General features: G+C 48.0%; 18 protein-coding genes. 14 read left to right on the top strand and 4 right to left on the bottom strand.

Features of this window, described 5'->3' with window-relative positions; all coding sequences use genetic code 11:
• Nucleotides 1–61: 61 nt before the first annotated feature.
• The 6 genes from tdh (at nt 62) to queF (ending at nt 4,775) form a co-directional block, all read left to right on the top strand.
• Nucleotides 62–1,090, top strand: coding sequence for an L-threonine 3-dehydrogenase (tdh, locus tag DKW60_RS18950; protein ID WP_109839237.1), 1,029 nt, complete (start codon nt 62–64; stop codon nt 1,088–1,090).
• A gap of 2 nt (nt 1,091–1,092) precedes the next feature.
• Nucleotides 1,093–2,286: a glycine C-acetyltransferase gene (gene kbl / locus DKW60_RS18945; protein ID WP_109839236.1), complete on the top strand. Its 1,194-nt coding sequence runs from the start codon at nt 1,093–1,095 to the stop codon at nt 2,284–2,286.
• Between the two features lie 217 nt (nt 2,287–2,503).
• On the top strand, nt 2,504–3,211 hold the full coding sequence (queC, locus tag DKW60_RS18940; RefSeq protein WP_109839235.1) for a 7-cyano-7-deazaguanine synthase QueC: 708 nt from the start codon (nt 2,504–2,506) through the stop codon (nt 3,209–3,211).
• Nucleotides 3,212–3,568: a 6-carboxytetrahydropterin synthase QueD gene (gene queD, locus DKW60_RS18935; protein ID WP_109839234.1), complete on the top strand. Its 357-nt coding sequence runs from the start codon at nt 3,212–3,214 to the stop codon at nt 3,566–3,568.
• Nucleotides 3,565–4,263: a 7-carboxy-7-deazaguanine synthase QueE gene (queE, locus tag DKW60_RS18930; RefSeq protein ID WP_109839233.1), complete on the top strand. Its 699-nt coding sequence runs from the start codon at nt 3,565–3,567 to the stop codon at nt 4,261–4,263. Before queD ends, queE begins: the two co-directional genes overlap by 4 nt.
• A 47-nt stretch (nt 4,264–4,310) precedes the next feature.
• Nucleotides 4,311–4,775, top strand: coding sequence for a preQ(1) synthase (queF, locus tag DKW60_RS18925; RefSeq protein WP_109839232.1), 465 nt, complete (start codon nt 4,311–4,313; stop codon nt 4,773–4,775).
• 121 nt (nt 4,776–4,896) lie between these two features.
• Here queF and DKW60_RS18920 read toward each other — a convergent pair whose 3' ends face one another.
• Complete coding sequence (locus tag DKW60_RS18920) at nt 4,897–5,712, bottom strand: Ig-like domain-containing protein (protein WP_109839231.1); 816 nt, start codon at nt 5,710–5,712, stop codon at nt 4,897–4,899.
• Nucleotides 5,713–5,905: 193 nt separating this feature from the next.
• Between DKW60_RS18920 and DKW60_RS18915 the strand changes: the two genes are divergently transcribed.
• Nucleotides 5,906–6,367 (top strand): low molecular weight protein-tyrosine-phosphatase, encoded by a 462-nt coding sequence (locus DKW60_RS18915; RefSeq protein WP_109839230.1) that lies wholly within the window; start codon nt 5,906–5,908, stop codon nt 6,365–6,367.
• Nucleotides 6,368–6,530: 163 nt separating this feature from the next.
• Here DKW60_RS18915 and DKW60_RS18910 read toward each other — a convergent pair whose 3' ends face one another.
• The 3 genes from DKW60_RS18910 to DKW60_RS18900 all read right to left on the bottom strand — a co-directional run bounded on the left by DKW60_RS18910 (nt 6,531) and on the right by DKW60_RS18900 (nt 10,803).
• On the bottom strand, nt 6,531–7,865 hold the full coding sequence (locus DKW60_RS18910) for an NAD(P)/FAD-dependent oxidoreductase (protein WP_109839229.1): 1,335 nt from the start codon (nt 7,863–7,865) through the stop codon (nt 6,531–6,533).
• A 145-nt stretch (nt 7,866–8,010) separates the two neighbouring features.
• Nucleotides 8,011–9,402, bottom strand: coding sequence for an aspartate aminotransferase family protein (locus tag DKW60_RS18905; RefSeq protein WP_109839228.1), 1,392 nt, complete (start codon nt 9,400–9,402; stop codon nt 8,011–8,013).
• A 30-nt stretch (nt 9,403–9,432) separates the two neighbouring features.
• A complete protein-coding gene (locus DKW60_RS18900; protein ID WP_109839227.1) occupies nt 9,433–10,803 on the bottom strand; it encodes a glutamine synthetase family protein in 1,371 nt (456 codons plus the stop codon).
• A 210-nt stretch (nt 10,804–11,013) separates the two neighbouring features.
• On the opposite strand from DKW60_RS18900, the gene DKW60_RS18895 reads away from it, so the two are divergent.
• The 7 genes from DKW60_RS18895 to DKW60_RS18870 all read left to right on the top strand — a co-directional run bounded on the left by DKW60_RS18895 (nt 11,014) and on the right by DKW60_RS18870 (nt 17,922).
• A complete protein-coding gene (locus DKW60_RS18895) occupies nt 11,014–12,126 on the top strand; it encodes a polyamine ABC transporter substrate-binding protein (RefSeq protein ID WP_245929743.1) in 1,113 nt (370 codons plus the stop codon).
• Between the two features lie 9 nt (nt 12,127–12,135).
• Nucleotides 12,136–13,275, top strand: a complete 1,140-nt coding sequence (locus tag DKW60_RS23805; RefSeq protein ID WP_181389797.1) for an ABC transporter ATP-binding protein — start codon at nt 12,136–12,138, stop codon at nt 13,273–13,275.
• A 3-nt stretch (nt 13,276–13,278) separates the two neighbouring features.
• Nucleotides 13,279–14,181 carry an ABC transporter permease subunit gene (locus tag DKW60_RS23800; RefSeq protein ID WP_245929742.1) on the top strand — a complete coding sequence of 301 codons (903 nt, stop codon included), beginning with the start codon at nt 13,279–13,281 and terminating at the stop codon, nt 14,179–14,181.
• Nucleotides 14,178–14,987 carry an ABC transporter permease gene (locus DKW60_RS18885; protein WP_109839226.1) on the top strand — a complete coding sequence of 270 codons (810 nt, stop codon included), beginning with the start codon at nt 14,178–14,180 and terminating at the stop codon, nt 14,985–14,987. Before DKW60_RS23800 ends, DKW60_RS18885 begins: the two co-directional genes overlap by 4 nt.
• 100 nt (nt 14,988–15,087) lie before the next feature.
• Nucleotides 15,088–16,416 carry a glutamine synthetase family protein gene (locus tag DKW60_RS18880; protein WP_109839225.1) on the top strand — a complete coding sequence of 443 codons (1,329 nt, stop codon included), beginning with the start codon at nt 15,088–15,090 and terminating at the stop codon, nt 16,414–16,416.
• A 307-nt stretch (nt 16,417–16,723) separates the two neighbouring features.
• Nucleotides 16,724–17,410 (top strand): hypothetical protein, encoded by a 687-nt coding sequence (locus tag DKW60_RS18875; protein ID WP_109839224.1) that lies wholly within the window; start codon nt 16,724–16,726, stop codon nt 17,408–17,410.
• A 92-nt stretch (nt 17,411–17,502) separates the two neighbouring features.
• A complete protein-coding gene (locus tag DKW60_RS18870; RefSeq protein ID WP_109839223.1) occupies nt 17,503–17,922 on the top strand; it encodes a hypothetical protein in 420 nt (139 codons plus the stop codon).
• The last annotated feature ends 18 nt before the right edge of the window (nt 17,923–17,940 follow it).

Here is a 17,940-nt window from a genome sequence, read left to right as displayed (position 1 = left end):
TGCATCACGTTATAAACCAATGACACTATATTGGAAATTATTCCACTAAAAGGAATTTAAAATGAAAGCCTTAGTTAAAACGAAAGCAGAGACCGGACTCTGGATGCAACAAGTTGAAATGCCTAAAATGGGTATCAACGACGTGCTGGTCAAAGTACACCGCACAGCGATTTGCGGCACCGATATGCACATCTACAACTGGGATGAATGGGCGCAAAAAACCATTCCCGTTCCCATGACAATTGGCCATGAGTTTGTCGGCGAAATTGTAGATGTCGGTTCCAATGTTATCGATTTCTTCCCCGGCCAAATCGTTTCTGGCGAGGGTCATGTCGTCTGTGGTCGTTGCCGTAACTGTATGGCAGGTAAACGTCATTTTTGCCCGAACACTTCAGGGATCGGCGTCAATCGCACTGGGGCATTTGCAGAATACATCGCCCTCCCCATGTCTAACATCTGGCTACACCGCCCCAATATCGACAAAGATATCGCGGCAATTTTCGACCCTTTTGGTAATGCCACTCACACTGCATTGCAATGGCCATTACTTGGGGAAGATGTTCTGATCACAGGCGCTGGTCCCATTGGCAGCATGGCCGCCGCGGTTGCTAAACATGCCGGTGCACGCAATGTCGTGATTACCGACATCAACCCATTTCGCCTTGAGCTTGCTAAAAAATTAGGCGCTACCCGCTTGGTCAATGCCGCTGAAGAGAACTTGGCCGATGTGCAGAAGGAGCTCGGCATGGTGGAAGGTTTTGACGTAGGTCTGGAAATGTCAGGTAACCCACAAGCACTGAATGACATGATCAATAATATGAACCACGGTGGCAAAATATCGCTGCTCGGCATTCCTTCTGGCGATGTGGATATCGACTGGAATAAAGTCATTTTCAGCATGCTGACTATCAAAGGTATTTACGGTCGTGAGATGTATGACACGTGGTACAAAATGTCGATGATGGTGGAATCTGGTTTGGATTTAAGTCCGATCATCACACACCGCATGCACTACAGCGAATTCCAACAAGGCTTCGACGCGATGCTAAGTGGCCAAGCCGGCAAAGTAATTCTCAACTGGGAAGATTAAAAATGGATACCAATACACGCGCAATTTACGCAGAGCAACTTGACGGCATTCGTGCGGCGGGTTTGTTTAAAAATGAACGAGTCATTACCTCACCGCAAAACGCCAGCGTTGCACTTTCGGACGGCAAACAGCTGCTAAATCTATGCGCCAATAATTACCTTGGTCTGGCCCAACATCCTGAGGTGAATGCAGCGGCTAAACAAGGTCTGGAAGATCATGGTTATGGCATGGCCTCGGTGCGTTTTATCTGTGGTACGCAGGATATTCATAAGCAACTGGAATCACAAATCACTGATTTTCTGGGCACAGAAGACACCATCCTCTACCCTTCCTGCTTTGATGCGAATGGCGGATTATTTGAAACCATTCTTGGCCCTGAAGATGCAGTCATTTCAGACGCACTCAACCACGCCAGCATTATTGACGGCGTGCGTTTGAGTAAAGCGCGCCGTTATCGTTACGGCAACAGTGATATGTCTGAACTTGAGGCCTGTCTTAAGCAAGCGGATGAAGACGGTGCTCGCATAAAACTCATCACGACTGACGGCGTGTTCTCCATGGATGGCTACATTGCCAAGCTTGATCAGATTTGCGATTTAGCCGACCAATATGGCGCGATGGTTCATGTCGATGACTGCCATGCCACGGGTTTTGTTGGCGAAAATGGTCGGGGCAGCCATGAGCACTGTGGCGTGATGGGTCGTATCGATATTCTAACTGGAACGCTGGGTAAAGCGCTTGGCGGTGCCAGTGGTGGTTACACCAGTGCACGTGCTGAAATTGTCGAATTATTGCGTCAACGCTCACGGCCTTATTTATTTTCCAATACCGTCGCACCACCGGTAGTTGCAGGCGCGATTAAAGCATTGGAAATTGCCAGTGAGTCCTCGGAATCTCGTAATAAGCTACGTGAAAACACTCACTATTATCGCAATGCTTTGCAGGAATTGGGCCTTGATATTTTACCCGGTGAGCACCCGATTGTGCCGGTGATGTTATACGATGCAAAGGTAGCTGCCGAATTCGCTGAGCGGATGCTAGCGCACGGTGTGTATGTGATTGCATTCTCGTACCCAGTAGTGCCGGATGGAAAAGCGCGGATTCGTACTCAGGTATCAGCAGGTCATAGTCGTGAGGATTTGGATCAAGCAATTCAAGCATTTGCAGCGGTTAAGGCTGAAATGAATATGGATTGATAGCCCTCATAATAGTGGCTAAGTCACACTGGCCACTATTACTGAAAATGGCAGTTATTGTCTGAATTTCCAACGCCACTCAAGCCGCAAGGCTCGATTGTATTTGTATAATCAGGTATTGGCTTTAATTAGACTCCCCGGCTCATTCCATGATATAAATCGCCTCCAATTTAACCGGCCCTCATGGCCCCTGTCGTAGCACCAGGTAAAAAACACTATGAAAGCAATGATCGTCTGTTCGGGCGGGCTGGATTCAGTCACGCTCGCGTATAAAGTGGCCGCCGAAGGCAGCCTCACTTCTTTAGTTTCATTTCAATATGGCCAGCGCCATGATAAAGAGCTCGGCTATGCGGCACGTTGTGCAGAGCATTTCGGCGTTCCGCACCACATTATTGATATCAGTAATGTCGGCGCACAGCTGACAGGTTCGGCACTCACCGATGACGTGGATGTGCCTGACGGGCACTATGCCGAAGACAGCATGAAACTCACTATCGTCCCTAATCGCAACGCGATTATGCTCACGATTGCTTACGGAATGGCAGCCTCTCAAGGCGCAGATACCGTAGCCATTGCCGTGCATGGTGGGGATCACTTCATCTATCCGGATTGTCGCCCTGACTTCATCGAGCAATTCGCTAAAATGCAGAAAATGGCCTTGGATGGCTATGCGGATATCGACATCTACGCGCCGTTTTTACACGGCAGTAAAGCCGATATCGCCGCTGCTGGTGCAGCCTTAAACGTGCCGTTTGAAGACACTTGGTCTTGTTACAAAGGTGGCGAAAAACACTGCGGTAAATGCGGAACCTGCGTAGAACGTGCAGAGGCATTTCATGAGGCTGGCGTGGTTGATCCAACGGATTATGAAGATCCGGATTTTTGGCGCACTGCGGTCGCTGCACATGACTCGGGGGCTGCGTAGATGTTTCGGATTAGTAAAGAGTTTCAATTCTCTGCCTCACACCAACTCAAGCAAATGCCCGCGGATCATCAGTGCGCGCGCTTGCATGGTCATAATTATATCGTGGTCGTGGAGCTGAGTTCACCGACGCTGGATCAGTATGGTTTTGTGCGGGATTACACCGAGTTAAAACCGCTGAAAGACTACATCGATGACACCTTAGATCACCGTCACCTGAATGATGTGTTAGGTGATGACTGTGCCACTGCCGAGTTGTTAGCCAAGCATCTATACGACTGGTGCAAAGCGAAATGGCCTGAGACCAGCGGCGTCAAAGTCAGTGAAACCCCCAAAACCTGGGCGGAGTACCGACCATGAGCCAGTTAATTATTAGTGAAGTATTTGGCCCGACGATTCAGGGTGAAGGTGCACTCGTGGGCAAACCAACGGTATTTGTTCGTAGCGGTGGCTGTGATTACCGTTGCAGCTGGTGTGATACCTTATACGCGGTGGAGAAGAAGTACAAAAACGAGTGGCACACGCTGAGCACTGAGGAAGTCTGGTCACAAATTCAGGCACTTAGCCCTACGCCGATTCTCATCACTTTATCCGGTGGCAACCCAGCGCTACAGGACTTTGCCAAGCTTATCGAGATTGGTCATAAAGCCGGTTACACCTTCGCCATGGAAACACAAGGCAGTCTTTCAAAGCCGTGGTTTAAGCAAATTGACTACCTGACACTAAGTCCAAAGCCACCCTCTTCCGGCATGGAAACCAAGTGGGATGCCTTTGAGAAAAGTGTCTCGCTGGCTAAAAGCCCGGAAGCGATCAGCATAAAACTGGTGGTGGCTGATGATATCGATTTCAAATGGGCACATGAGGTTCAGCAGCGTTACCCTCAGTTCGATTACTATCTGCAACCCTGTAACCTTCAGGCCGATGAAGTGACGCTGGAGCAAGGTCTGCAATCTACCCGTGAATTGATTGATCAGGTGGTCGCAGTCGGTTGGCACCAAGCCACGGTATTACCGCAGCTGCATAACATCCTCTGGGGCAATCAACGTGGCGTTTAACTTCGCAATCAAATTATTATGTTAAGTAAACTAAGGAGCATAGCTTCATGAGTGACAATATTTATCAAGATTTACAGCAGTTAGGTGGCGATACGGTGCTACCGGACACGCCCGAAAATGCCATTTTAGAAAGTGTAAAAAACCCACAAGCTGATGTGGATTACATGATTCGCTTTACTGCACCGGAGTTCACATCACTGTGTCCAATGACCTCACAACCCGACTTTGCGCACCTGGTCATCGACTACATTCCGGATCAGTTATTGGTCGAGAGTAAATCACTCAAGTTATTCCTCGGCTCCTTCCGTAATCACGGCGCATTTCATGAAGACTGCACCGTTAGCATTGCGCGTCGTTTGATTGAAGAAATTAAGCCGAAATGGATTCGTATCGGTGGGTATTGGTATCCGCGCGGTGGGATTCCGATTGATGTGTTTTTTGCGCAAGGTGAGATTCCAAAAGGCGTTTGGGTGCCTGAGCAAGGTGTGGCTGGCTATCGCGGACGCGGGTGATTTTCGCTTTGCGACCACCCCGCACTCCTCAACCTGATTTTGGGTATTGCTTTCATAAAGTCCTTACGAGCACCGCAAGTCGGCTTAATGACAGCAACACCCTAAATCAGAACCACACAACTTAATGAACTGAGATATTCACCTTAGTGCTGTTAGTACGCCCATGCTGATCTCTCAGCACATACCAAAGCTCATCCACACCTCGAAAACCGGGCTTTGGCGTATAAGCAATATAAGATCCACTATAGTCATTCACCACCCAAGCCTGACCACCATGCGTTGTCCAAGGGTTAGTTCTGTGTACACTCAAACCCACACCCTTATCATTCGCCAACACATACAGGGCAATCTGACCTGATCCGGAGTAAGTCGTGTAAGCATCTGCGCGCCCGACCGGCACACTTCCACCACCCCAGTGTTTTTGGCCGGAGTGACGATTGTGGTGCTGTTTGGGTTGACTGATCTGCGCTTGCCAGCCACCGGGTTTGGAATAGCTGAGATTAAATCCCGGCTTTGACCATTCAATGCTGTATGACGGTTTATGGGGTTTGTGATAATGCACCGGCTTGTGATGTCTTTGCCCATGACCACCGCTCACGTGAACCGTCACTTTGGAACTATTCGTCCTACCGTGCGAGTCGGCTATTTCATACCAAAACTCATCAGTCCCCGTAAAGCCAGGCTTTGGCGTGTAGTGAATCTTGCGACCATCCACCACATATGCACGACCACCTCGTACCGAGTAACTATTAACATTCGACACCCAAAAATGGCCGCCGGTATCATTCCAAAGCACCTCAACCGTCTTCGCCTGACCGACTGTGGTATTTAAGCGATCCGGCTGAGCCGTTAATGCATTGGCCTGAGAAGCAGCCAGGAAAGAGAGTAAAACCGCAGATGCAAGCTGCGACGAGTTGCGTAGTAATTTATTTTTCATTGATATCACCATGTCCTTATGGAGTGTTGTAAGATTATCCTTAACAACTTAGGCGCACCAATGCCTCGAATGACTCACTCAAGTGGGTTTATTTCTGACAAAAGGCAGTTACTCAGGAATGAACGGTACAGCCTCACATACCTTCAGCGAAGCCCTTTATAATCAGTCACAGCAACCAAGGACTTAAACAATAATGACCAACGTACTTTTTATCTGCATGGGGAATATCTGCCGCTCACCAACCGCTCACGGCGTCTTTGAACACAAAGTAGCGGAGCAAGGTTTAAGCGACCAAATCAATGTAGACTCTGCCGGTACACACGCCTACCACATCGGTGAAGCACCCGACCCACGCTCACAAGCCATGGCACGCTCCAGAGGCTACGACCTATCCGCCCAACGCGCCAGACAAGTAGAAACCAGCGACTTCACCGCATTCGACTACCTGATTGCCATGGATCGCGCGAACTATGACAACTTGCTAAAAATCGCCCCTGAAGACCAAAAGCACAAAGTACACCTGTGCTTGTCATTTGCAAAAAACCGACCTGAAACTGAAGTCCCTGATCCCTACTACAATGACGGCTTTGATGACGTATTGGAGATGATTGAAGATGCCAGCGACGGTCTTCTAGATCACATAAAAAATAACTAAGTCTTTCGGGTATTAACTTCACGAAGCCCTCACGAACAAAGGGAATCGACGTAGTGCCCTTACCCGCTCACACCACCACACCAAGGCCTTTCGGGTATTAGCTTCACGAAGTCCTTACGAGCGAAGGGAGTCGGCGTAGTGAAGCTAATACCCGAAAGGCCGACTACAATCGATCCCGCATGCCATAGTAGGTCATCGCCAGCGCCAACAGCGGCCACCGCAGTCCCGCCCCACCCGGAAACGGATAAGTCTTCAGCCCCGCCATCGTATCAAACCGCGCCAGCTTGCCATCCACCATATCCGCCATGATCTTGCCTGCTAATGTCGCCATCGCCACACCATGTCCGGAGTAACCACTCGCCGATACCACCCCCTCAGACGACTTCGCAAAGTACGGCATACGGCTGACAGTAATCGCTAAGGTGCCGCCCCAGCCATAATCAATCCTCGCCTCTTCCAGTTGAGGGTAAACCTGCAACATGTGTTTACGAACAAATCCCGGAATATCCTTCGGAAACTTAAAACTGTAGTTTTCACCGCCACCAAACAACATGCGTCGGTCGGCACTCAGGCGAAAGTAATTCACCACAAACCGCGAGTCAGCAACAGCATGATTCTCACTTAGTAGCTCACTAGCTAAGGACTCAGACAGGGGTTCGGTAGCGACAATATAGTTGTTAATCGGCATCACCCGCGCCTCGACTTTCTTATCTAAGGTATCCAAATAGCCATTACAGGCTAGCAGCAATTGCTTGGTTGTGATCGTGCCATTTTCCAGTTTTACAGTAACGGTCGAACCACCTGCCCCTGAACCATCGGAGTAACTTAAAACTGGTGATTCCTGATAAATTACCGCTCCAGCTTCGTGTGCAGCATCAGCTAGCCCCAGTGCAAAATTTAGCGGGTGAATATGTGCTGCACGCGTATCCAGCATGCCACCAAAATAGGATTCAGAACCGACTAGTTGACGAATTTCATCCTGCTCCAGATAACGGATATCTTCGTAGCCATATTCCGTTTGCAGCTTCTCCACGTAGTCGCGGGAATGCTTAAGATAACGCTTACGATGATCTGCGTGAATGATTCCGGGTGTTAGATCACAATCGATGGCATGCTCATGGATTAAGTCTTTACAAAGCTGATTCGCCTCCAGACCAATATCCCAAAGTGCACGCGCGTGATCCTTGCCGTAGCGTGATTCCAGCGTGTCCTGATCGCTTCGCTGGTCGCTGGCCAACTGCCCGCCATTTCGCCCCGATGCACCCCAACCGACCCGATGCGCATCCAACAAAATCACTTTATAGCCTGCTTGTGCTAAATGTAGTGCCGCCGATAAGCCGGTATAACCCGCCCCCACAATACATACATCTGCCGTCTCCTCACCGAATTGGCGAGGAAATTCGGGGATGGTATTGGCGCTGGCGTGATAATAAGAGTCCGGATATTTTCCGACTTCATCATTGCTATAAAGAAACCCCTTTTTACCCAATCCTGGCATTTGGGAACTCCCTAGAAACGTCTTGAGCCATTCAAATTTAAAGCGGACGCAGCGCAGAAACCGCAATGCACGGGGAATACATGAAGATTTCGAGCAGCGTCTAACACAGAAATTGCAGAGCGCAATCGCTTTATAGGGATTCCCATCAGAGATAGCCTGCTTCTTTGGCAGCAGCATAAGTCAGATCCAGCACGGCAGTAGCTTTAGCAATTAACTCATCAGCCTCATCATGACTCAACACCAATGGCGGAGAAATAATCATGGTATCGCCTACTGCTCGCATGACTAAGCCATTATCAAAACAGAACTCACGACACATTAATCCAACCGTCCCCGCTTTGACTGCAAACTTCGCGCGAGTCGCCTTGTCTGGTGTTAATTCCAGCGCACCCATCAGACCAACCATACGAGCCTCACCCACTAGCGGGTGGTCAGCCAGCTTCAGCCAACGCTCCTGCAGATAAGGGCCGATGTCGTTTTTAACGTAATTCGGCAGGTCTTCACGATCCATAATTTCCAGCACCTTAAGCGCTGCGGCACAAGCTGCGGGGTGTCCGGAATAAGTGTAGCCGTGCTCGAACTCTCCGCCTTGATTGATCACCACATCAGCCAAACGATCACTCAGCATCACTCCGCCAATCGGCAGATACCCCGAACTTAACGCTTTAGCGATACAAATCACATCCGGCTTTAAATCGTATGTCTCACTGGCAAAACGCTCACCGGTACGACCAAAGCCAGTAATCACTTCATCAGCCACCAATAAGATTTCATACTTGTCACAGATGCGTTGCACCTCCGGCCAATAACTATCCGGTGGAATAATCACCCCACCCGCACCTTGAACCGGCTCTGCGATAAAGGCCGCGACTTTATCTTCACCTAACTCAAGAATTTTTTCTTCCAGCTCACGTGCCCGCAGCAAGCCAAACTCATCAGGCGTTAAATCGCCCCCTTCACCATACCAATAAGGCTGGCCGATATGGGTGATATTGGGAATCGGCAAGTCACCCTGCTCGTGCATAAAGGTCATGCCACCCAAGCTTGCACCCGCCACTGTCGAACCGTGATAAGCATTTTTACGCGAGATAATCACCTTTTTACTAGGCTTACCTAACGATGCCCAGTAGTGGCGCACCAGTCGCAACATGGTGTCGTTCGCATCCGAGCCACCGCTGGTAAAGAAAGTGTGATTAATCGCTTCAGGTGAAATCTCTGCCAGCTTTTTAGCTAGCTCAGCAACCGGCTTATGAGTAGTCTGGAAGAAAGTATTGTAATACGGTAATTCCTGCATTTGCGCATGCACCGCATCAGCCACTTCAGTGCGACCATAGCCAATGGCCATGCACCACAGGCCAGCCATCGCATCCAGCATTTTATTGCCCTGATCATCCCAAACGTAAACACCTTCACCGCGATTAATCACGCGCGCACCTTTTTTATTCAGCGCTTTGGTGTCTGTAAACGGGTGAATATGATGTCCGGCATCCTGCAGTTGAATCGCATTGTGCTGAGAGGCGGGTGGATTATTTGTCATAGTATTTTTCCTTACCGAGGTCAGTCGGCACTAAACGGTCAGTAGCAAGTGTTCACGCTCCCACGGACTCACTACCATCATGTATTCATTAAATTCGTGCTGTTTCAGTGCTTTGTACAAATCACAAAACTCTTGTCCGAGAATGGCCTGAAATTCCGGCGCTTCATCGAGAACAATCAGTGATTCCAATAATCCACGCGGTAAACCAAAGTCAGCTTCGTGGGCATCGCCTTTGAATTCTTCCTGACATTTAATTTTATTCATCATCCCTAAATAGCCAGTTGCCAGACTGCTGGCTAAGGCCAAATAAGGATTGGTATCCATGCCTGCGATGCGATTCTCCACACGGCGCGAGTTCGGACCGCTGTTAGGCACACGCAGACCAGCGGAGCGATTATCCTTAGACCACTCCAGATTAATCGGTGCGGAATCACCCGGCATCAGGCGACGATAAGAATTCACATAAGGAGCCAACAAGCAGGTCGAGGCTCCCAAATATTTTTGTTGTCCACCAATAAAGTAGTGAAACAAATCACTGGCACTGCCATCCTGATTACTAAAAATATTCTGACCGGTGCTGATATCCACCACACTCTGGTGAATATGCATGGCACTGCCGGGATGGTTCTTCATCGGCTTAGCCATAAACGTGGCATAGCAATCATGTCGCATCGCCGCTTCACGAATCAGGCGCTTAAAAACGAATACCTGATCCGCCAGATCCAGAGCATCACCATGTGCCATGTTCACTTCAAGCTGAGCAGGCCCCCCCTCCTGAGTCAGGGTATCGATTTCCAAGCCCATGACTTCTGCGAATTTATAGATGTCTTCAATGATCGGCTCGTACTCATCAATCGCCATCATGGAAAATGACTGACGCCCGACACTTTGACGGCCCGAGCGCCCTATCGGTGGCTGCAACGGTAAATCCGGATCAGTATTTCGTTCGGTCAGATAAAACTCTATTTCCGGCGCAACCACCGGCTTCCAGTTTCGGTCCTCATATAATTTGAGTACGCGCTTCAATACATTACGCGGGCCACTTTCTACCGGACGACCGTCCTGAAACATCAGGTCATGGATCACCATTAAGCTGGGAGACCGCGCCCAAGGCAAAGTCCTGACCGTGGTCAAATCTGGCACTAACTGAATATCCACTTCTGTCATATAGGCTTCAGAGTCAAACTCTAAGTAATCACCAGTGATGCTTTGGAAGAAGATACTGTAAGGCAAAAACGTCGGATTCAAGGCAACGAACTTACTCGCTGGCATCAGTTTGCCGCGCGCCACACCATGAATGTCTGCAATGGTGCATTCCACCTCCTCGATTTTGTGACTAACCACAAGTTTTTTTAGCTCTTCTACCGAGTCAGGTGCAGACACTATTGGTGCGTATTCCATGAGACAACCGTTAATTAAAATTATGTGATCACATTTTGGTGAGGCGACTTCTAAAAGTCAAGCGAACAAACAAAACACGCACGCTAATAAGTATGTAAAACACTCAGGCCATATTGTAATGTGATCACATAAATTGACTTACCCACCACTTTATGCAAGATTATCCACGCAACGCAGACCTCAAACATAAATGATTCAGGAGCCCCTCACATGATGATGAAAAAGAAGTTGGTTATTGCCGTATCCTCGCTTTGCTTTGCCGCAGGCGCTTTATTAGGGAATGTGGCGAATGCCGCTGACAAAGTCGTCAATGTTTATAACTGGTCTGACTATATCGATGAAAGCGTGCTGGAAGACTTCACCAAAGAAACCGGCATCAAGGTTAATTACGATGTGTTTGATACCAACGAGCTACTGGAAACCAAGCTATTAACGGGTGCGTCAGGCTATGACGTTGTCGTTCCCAGTGCCACCTTTATAAGCCGCCAAATCAAAGCTGGTGCGTTTACCAAGCTGGACAAAAGCAAACTGCCCAATCTGAAAAATGCCTGGGATACCATCGCTGAGCGCACTAAAGAATATGATCCGGGCAATGAGCACTCATTCACCTACATGTGGGGAACCACTGGTATTGGTTATGTTGAAGAAAAGGTCAAACAGCGTCTGGGAGATGATGCGCCGCTCAACTCTTGGGATCTGATATTCAAACCAGAAATCGTGGAGAAACTGGCTGATTGCGGTATTCACTGGTTGGATGCACCGACTGAAATTATGCCGGCAGCATTCCATTACCTTGGGCTAAACCCGAATGAATTCTCCAAAGAAAACTTAGAAAAAGCTGAAGCATTAATTGCAAAAGTACGTCCTCATGTTCAGAAGTTCCACTCCTCTGAATACATCGGCGCACTGGCTAATGGCGACATTTGTGTAGCGGTTGGTTACTCCGGTGATGTACTGCAAGCGCGTGACCGTGCTGATGAAGCAAAAAATGGCAATACCGTTGCGTATGTGATTCCAAAAGAAGGCGCACAGATGTGGTTTGACCAGATGGCGATTCCGGCAGACAGCAAAAACAAAGACGAAGCCTACGCCTTTATGGACTATATCCTGCGTGCTGATGTGGCTGCAAAAGCCAGTAACTACGTGAGTTATGCCAATGGAAACCTTGCTTCGCAGCCTCTACTGGATGACTCAGTATTTAAAGACAATGCGGTCTATCCTGATGAGGAAACCCTGAAAGGTTTGTACGCGGTACTCGCGCCAGAGCCTAAAGCACAACGCCTGCTAAACCGTAGTTGGACACGTATCAAGAGCGGAAAATAAGGCATATTCATGGCGGCTTCTGGCAATACCAGTGATGTATTTGCGCCGTGGAATGATGCGTCGGCAACGCCCTTAATTCGATTTGAGGGTGTGACCAAACGCTACGGTGATTTCACGGCAATTGATAATCTAACGCTGGATATTTACGAGCGGGAATTCTATGCCCTGCTCGGCCCTTCCGGCTGCGGCAAAACAACCCTATTACGACTTCTGGCAGGATTTGAAGAAGCCACTGAAGGCCGTATTCTGATTGGTGGCAAGGATATTTCAAAAGTCCCGCCTAATCAGCGTCCGGTGAATATGATGTTTCAGTCCTACGCCCTGTTCCCGCACATGAGCGTAGCGAAAAACATTGGCTTTGGTCTAAAGCAAGAAGGTCGCAGCAAAGACGAAATTGCCCAGCGCGTTGCTGAAATGTTGACGTTGGTGCAGTTGCAGGAGTTTGCCAAGCGTAAACCACACCAACTCTCTGGCGGTCAACGTCAGCGGGTTGCACTGGCACGTTCGTTAGCAAAGAACCCGAAACTATTACTGCTTGATGAGCCACTCGGCGCATTGGACAAAAAGCTTCGCGAGCGCACTCAGTTTGAGCTAATGAATCTGCAGGAAAAACTAGGCGTTACTTTTATGATCGTCACCCATGATCAGGAAGAAGCCATGACAGTGGCCAGCCGTATCGCGATTATGGACAAAGGCATCGTGGCACAGGTTGATACCCCAGCAATGATCTACGAAGCACCTAAAAACCGCTATGTCTCCGACTTTATCGGTGATGTGAATTTCATAGAAGGCACTGTCACCGCTCAGCAAGATCATGAAATCACTTTACAGTCAGCCGCAGGTCAGGATTTTATCCTGCACAGCGACAAGCCTTTGGCAATTAGCTCCACCGCTTGGCTCGCTATTCGACCGGAAAAAATCGCTGTCAGCAAAGAACCGCCCGAAGACCGACGCAATAAACTGCAAGGCATCGTCGATGACATCGCTTACTCCGGCAGTATTTCAACGTATCACGTCAGACTCAGTAACGGCGATCTGATCAAAGCGCAAATGACCAACCAACGTCGTTTAAGCAATCGCGCCATTACCTGGGAAGATAATGTCTGGCTTTCCTGGACAGACACCGCAGCCATCGCGTTGACGGAGTAATCAGTGACTATTAACTGGCGTCGTTTCCTACTAATCGGCATTCCAATGATTTGGCTATTGGTATTCTTCCTGATGCCATTTTTCATTGTGCTGAAAATATCACTATCCGATATGGCAACCGCCATGCCACCGTATACGCCAAACTATACGCCGGAAGCTGGTATTCAGGGTATGGTGAATCTATGGCAGGCCTTTGACCTTGAGAACTTCATTTGGCTATTGGAAGACAATATTTACTGGTTGTCTTATCTATCCAGCCTGCAAATTGCTTTGGTCTCAACCTTGTTTACACTACTGCTGGGCTATCCGATTGCCTATGCATTGGCACGCTCACCGGAAAAGTGGCGCGGACTGTTAGTTCTGATGATTATTCTGCCCTTCTGGACCAGCTTTCTGATTCGTGTGTATTCATGGATTGGAATATTAAAAACCGAAGGCTTTCTCAATCACTTCCTGTTGTGGCTAGGTGTGATTGATACACCATTAGCCATGATCAATACCAACTTTGCAGTTTACATCGGCATTGTGTATTCCTATCTGCCGTTTATGGTGTTACCGCTTTATGCTGCGCTGGAAAAAATGGATGACTCATTGATCGAGGCCGCACTGGACCTTGGAACGACACGCCTCGGTGCCTTCTGGCAAGTCACCTTCCCGCTGTCATTACCCGGTATCGTGGCTGGTTGTTTTTTGGTGTTTATTCCGGCCATGGGTGAGTTTGTGATTCCTGACTTATTAGGTGGCTCTGAAACACTAATGATCGGTAAAACGCTGTGGGGTGAATTCTTCTCCAACCGCGATTGGCCAGTGGCGTCTGCGGTTGCGATTGTCTTGTTGATGTTACTGGTGATCCCTATTTTGCTATTCCAACGCCAGCAGGAAAAAGCACAGGAGGCGGCCTCATGAACCAAAAACGATTCACTTGGTTTAATGCAACCAGCCTGACCTTCGGCTTTGTGTTTTTGTATCTGCCGATTATGCTGCTAATTATTTACAGCTTTAACGACTCTAAATTGGTGACGGTTTGGGGTGGCTTTTCCACGCGCTGGTATACCGCCCTATTCCAAAACGAGTCGTTTATGAATGCGGCTTGGGTGACGTTCAAAGTCGCAGTATTAAGCGCCACTATCGCCACCGTGCTGGGTACACTGGCAGCGCTGGTATTGACGCGTGCCGGGAAATTTCGTGGGCGTATGTTGTTCTCCGGCATGGTCTATTCACCACTGGTGATGCCTGAAGTGATTACCGGTTTGTCGTTGCTGCTGCTGTTTGTGGCTATCGGCTGGGATCGTGGATTCTGGACCATCACTATTGCGCACGTGACCTTCTCTATGTGTTATGTCGCGGTGGTTGTTTCCTCGCGTTTAATCAGCTTTGACCGCTCCTTAGAAGAAGCCGCGCTCGACTTAGGCTGCAACCCTTTCAATGCCTTTATGCAGGTGACGTTACCCATTATCATGCCGGCTGTAGTTGCTGCATGGCTATTGGCTTTCACGCTTTCTCTGGATGATTTGGTGATTGCATCCTTCACCTCAGGCCCCGGTGCAACCACGCTACCCATGAAGATTTACAGTCAGGTTCGCCTGGGCTTGAAACCTGAAATAAATGCCTTATCTACACTCCTGATTGTTGCGGTATCCGTCGGGGTTATCGCTGCCTCCCTCATCGCTAAGCGCGCCGAACAAGTGCGCGCACGCTCCGGTGATGGATAGCTGCCTTCGGTATCATCGGTCAATAATGTAATTCCTGTCACAGCAAACATACGGTGTTTGCTGGCAGGCCAAAATACTATACGAGCAGCGTCGCTTCACTATGAAACAAGAAATAGAACAATTCAAAGCCAACAACCCTGATATCAATGAAGTTGATTTAATAATTCTGGATATACCGGGTAACTTTTATGGCAAGCGATATGCCATTGATGACCTGGAAAAGCTCGCGGAAAAAGGACTTAAATTCCCTCGCGGCATGCCGCTGATGTCAGTTCAGGGACATGCGATTGATGCGCTGGGTCATGGCATTGAAGACGGTGATCCGGATGCAGATATCGAACTAATTCCCGGTTCCATCAAACGTGTTTCATGGGAATCCGAGCCACGCGCGCAAGTCATGGTTCGCTACGCTCAGGGGCAAAGTGATTCGCCGTTTTGGGAGCCACGCAATATTCTGAAACGTGTGCTGAAACGCTTTGAAGATGATGGAATCTTCCCCGTGGTGGCTTATGAGTTGGAGTTTTATTTATTCGACCAGCAGCGCAACGATGACGGTTTAGTTCAGCCTGCCATTGGGCCACGCTCCGGGCAACGTGACAACTATGCCGTTCTGAATATGGATCGCTTGGCGGACTTTGGTGACTGCCTGAGTGATATCACCCGAACCTGTATCGAGCAAGACGTTGCGGTTGGGCCAATTTCAGCTGAAGTCGGCTTAGGGCAATATGAAATTAACCTACTACACAATGCCGATGTGATGGCAGCTGCGGACCAATGCGTGATGTTCAAACGCATCGTCAAAGGCGTCGCGATGAAGCATGGTTTTCAGGCAAGTTTTATGGCCAAGCCGTATTTGGATCATGCCGGAAACGGGCTACACCTTCATACTAGTTTGTACGATAAAGACGGTAATAATCTGTTTAATGAGGAGCTGGAAGGCAAGTTACTGCATGCTGTGGGTGGTGTGCTTGAGGTGATGCCGGAATCCCTATCGATCTTCGCACCCAATCTCAATGCATTCCGACGCTTAGCACCAAACAATAATGTGCCACTCAGTCCGACTTGGGGTTATGAAAACCGCTCGGTTGCTGCGCGTATTCCTTCATCAGATGCCAAAAACCAGCGCATTGAATATCGGGTTGGGGGTGCGGATGCTAATCCTTATCTGGCGTTGGCGTCATTGATGGCGTCGATTCATTGGGGATTGAAGCAAGCTTTACAGCCCGGGCCTGCTACTGAGGAATTGTCAGTTGAGTCTTCTGGATTGCCTACTGATTTGCGGGCGGCGTTGCGGTTGACTGAGACTTCGGAGGTGCTGAAAGAGTATCTTGGGGAGGATTTTATTCCGGTTTATTGTGCGCAGAAACGTAGTGAGATTGATGCGTTTGAGGATGCGATTTCGGCGCGGGAGTATGATTGGTATTTGTAGGGACGGTTTAATACTGCGCATAACCTGAATTATGTCTAGCCTAGGTTCATAGTATGCAATGGATACTTACCTCCCATTTTCAGGGTTACATCAACCTTTTTCTAACTGAGTACACTCAAAATGCGTACGTTATTCTGAATGAGCTCACGACGTGTAAGAAGCCTCTAAATCTCATGACCCCTCTATAGCTCAAATCACTAAATTAAACAGTTGCGCACAATATTAGATTATTGTGCGTAATTACGGTTTACTTTGATTAGGCTACTATTTAAAATACCAATTAATTTTACTAATTTAGGTTAATATAGTGGCATTTAGAGCGAATGAGGCAGTAACTGATGGTTTTGAATCTGCTCGGAATTATTTGATTCCTAGGGATCTTGAAAGTAGCGAAAGAGAGAAAAGCGAGCGTATGCTTTTAGATATAACTAAAAGATATGGGCCAGCTATCAAAGAGTATCCTTCGTGGCATCCTTTAGTCGCAGCACAAAATGAGCCCTTTGTCCGGTGGCCTGATACAGTCCCTAGTCATAAGTGTGGCTACCGAGGGCTAGACCATACGACGTATTTTGCTAATGCGTTTATTAGTTGCCCATACCATGAAGAAGCACTTCTGGAATCTGTCGAGGCGCTGAAATATAGTTCTCATGTTGCGGAAATTTCCGCAACAAAGTTAGATGTTAAATTTTATCATTCCGATGCTATTCCAATACTTGTGAAATGTGATTGGCATCATGAAATATACCAAAATGGAATGATTCCAGCGGCAGTTGCAGTACCTCTTATGCTAAAAAAAGAAATTCCGAATTACGAGCAAGCGAAATATGCAGAAAACTGGGAATCTATGCGCCCACACTTTCTTGGTGTACCTCATGGCAGCAGATCATCACTTTTTGTAGATCAAAAAACTGCGCTATCGATGAAAAAAATATGGGATTTACTGGTTGAAACTGGAATGTTTGGTCCGGAAAAAAATAAACACAAAGTGTACTAATAAAAAATATTTTTTCAGCCTCTACTGGAAGACCATCGCCTACCTTTAGATCAAGAAGATATTCAATTGAACAATCAACATAGGGATTATTTATGTTTTTTAAATACAATTATAAAAAGTACCTCAAAGATGTAGAGGCTATAATTTATGAAAAGGAAGGAACCGTACTCCTTAAAAACTTATCTGGAATGATACAAGACACTGAAGAGTCAAAGCATTTTTTATTGGCTCACGTTAGCTTAGTGGGTTGCTTATTCTTTGAGTACATCACCGATTTCCCCGTTGAGATGACCAAAATCGAACCAGAAGTGCATATGAAAAAACTCTCTGGTTTGTTTCTCAAACATGCATCTTCGCTAGGGTTCGTCGTAGATGATAAGTCGCAGGAGGACTCTTATCGTGAGTACTTTGAAACATCAGTTCGAAACTTAGTTGGTACAAATATCACTGCCGAAATATTATGCGAGCAATATATTCAAGATCCCCTTTCCAAAACTGTTTATGCTCAATGAGCTATGGTCAAGAGTAGT

It is taken from the genome of Leucothrix pacifica (assembly GCF_003172875.1).
GTDB lineage: Bacteria > Pseudomonadota > Gammaproteobacteria > Thiotrichales > Thiotrichaceae > Leucothrix > Leucothrix pacifica.
This window is presented reverse-complemented; position numbering and strand designations above follow the sequence as displayed.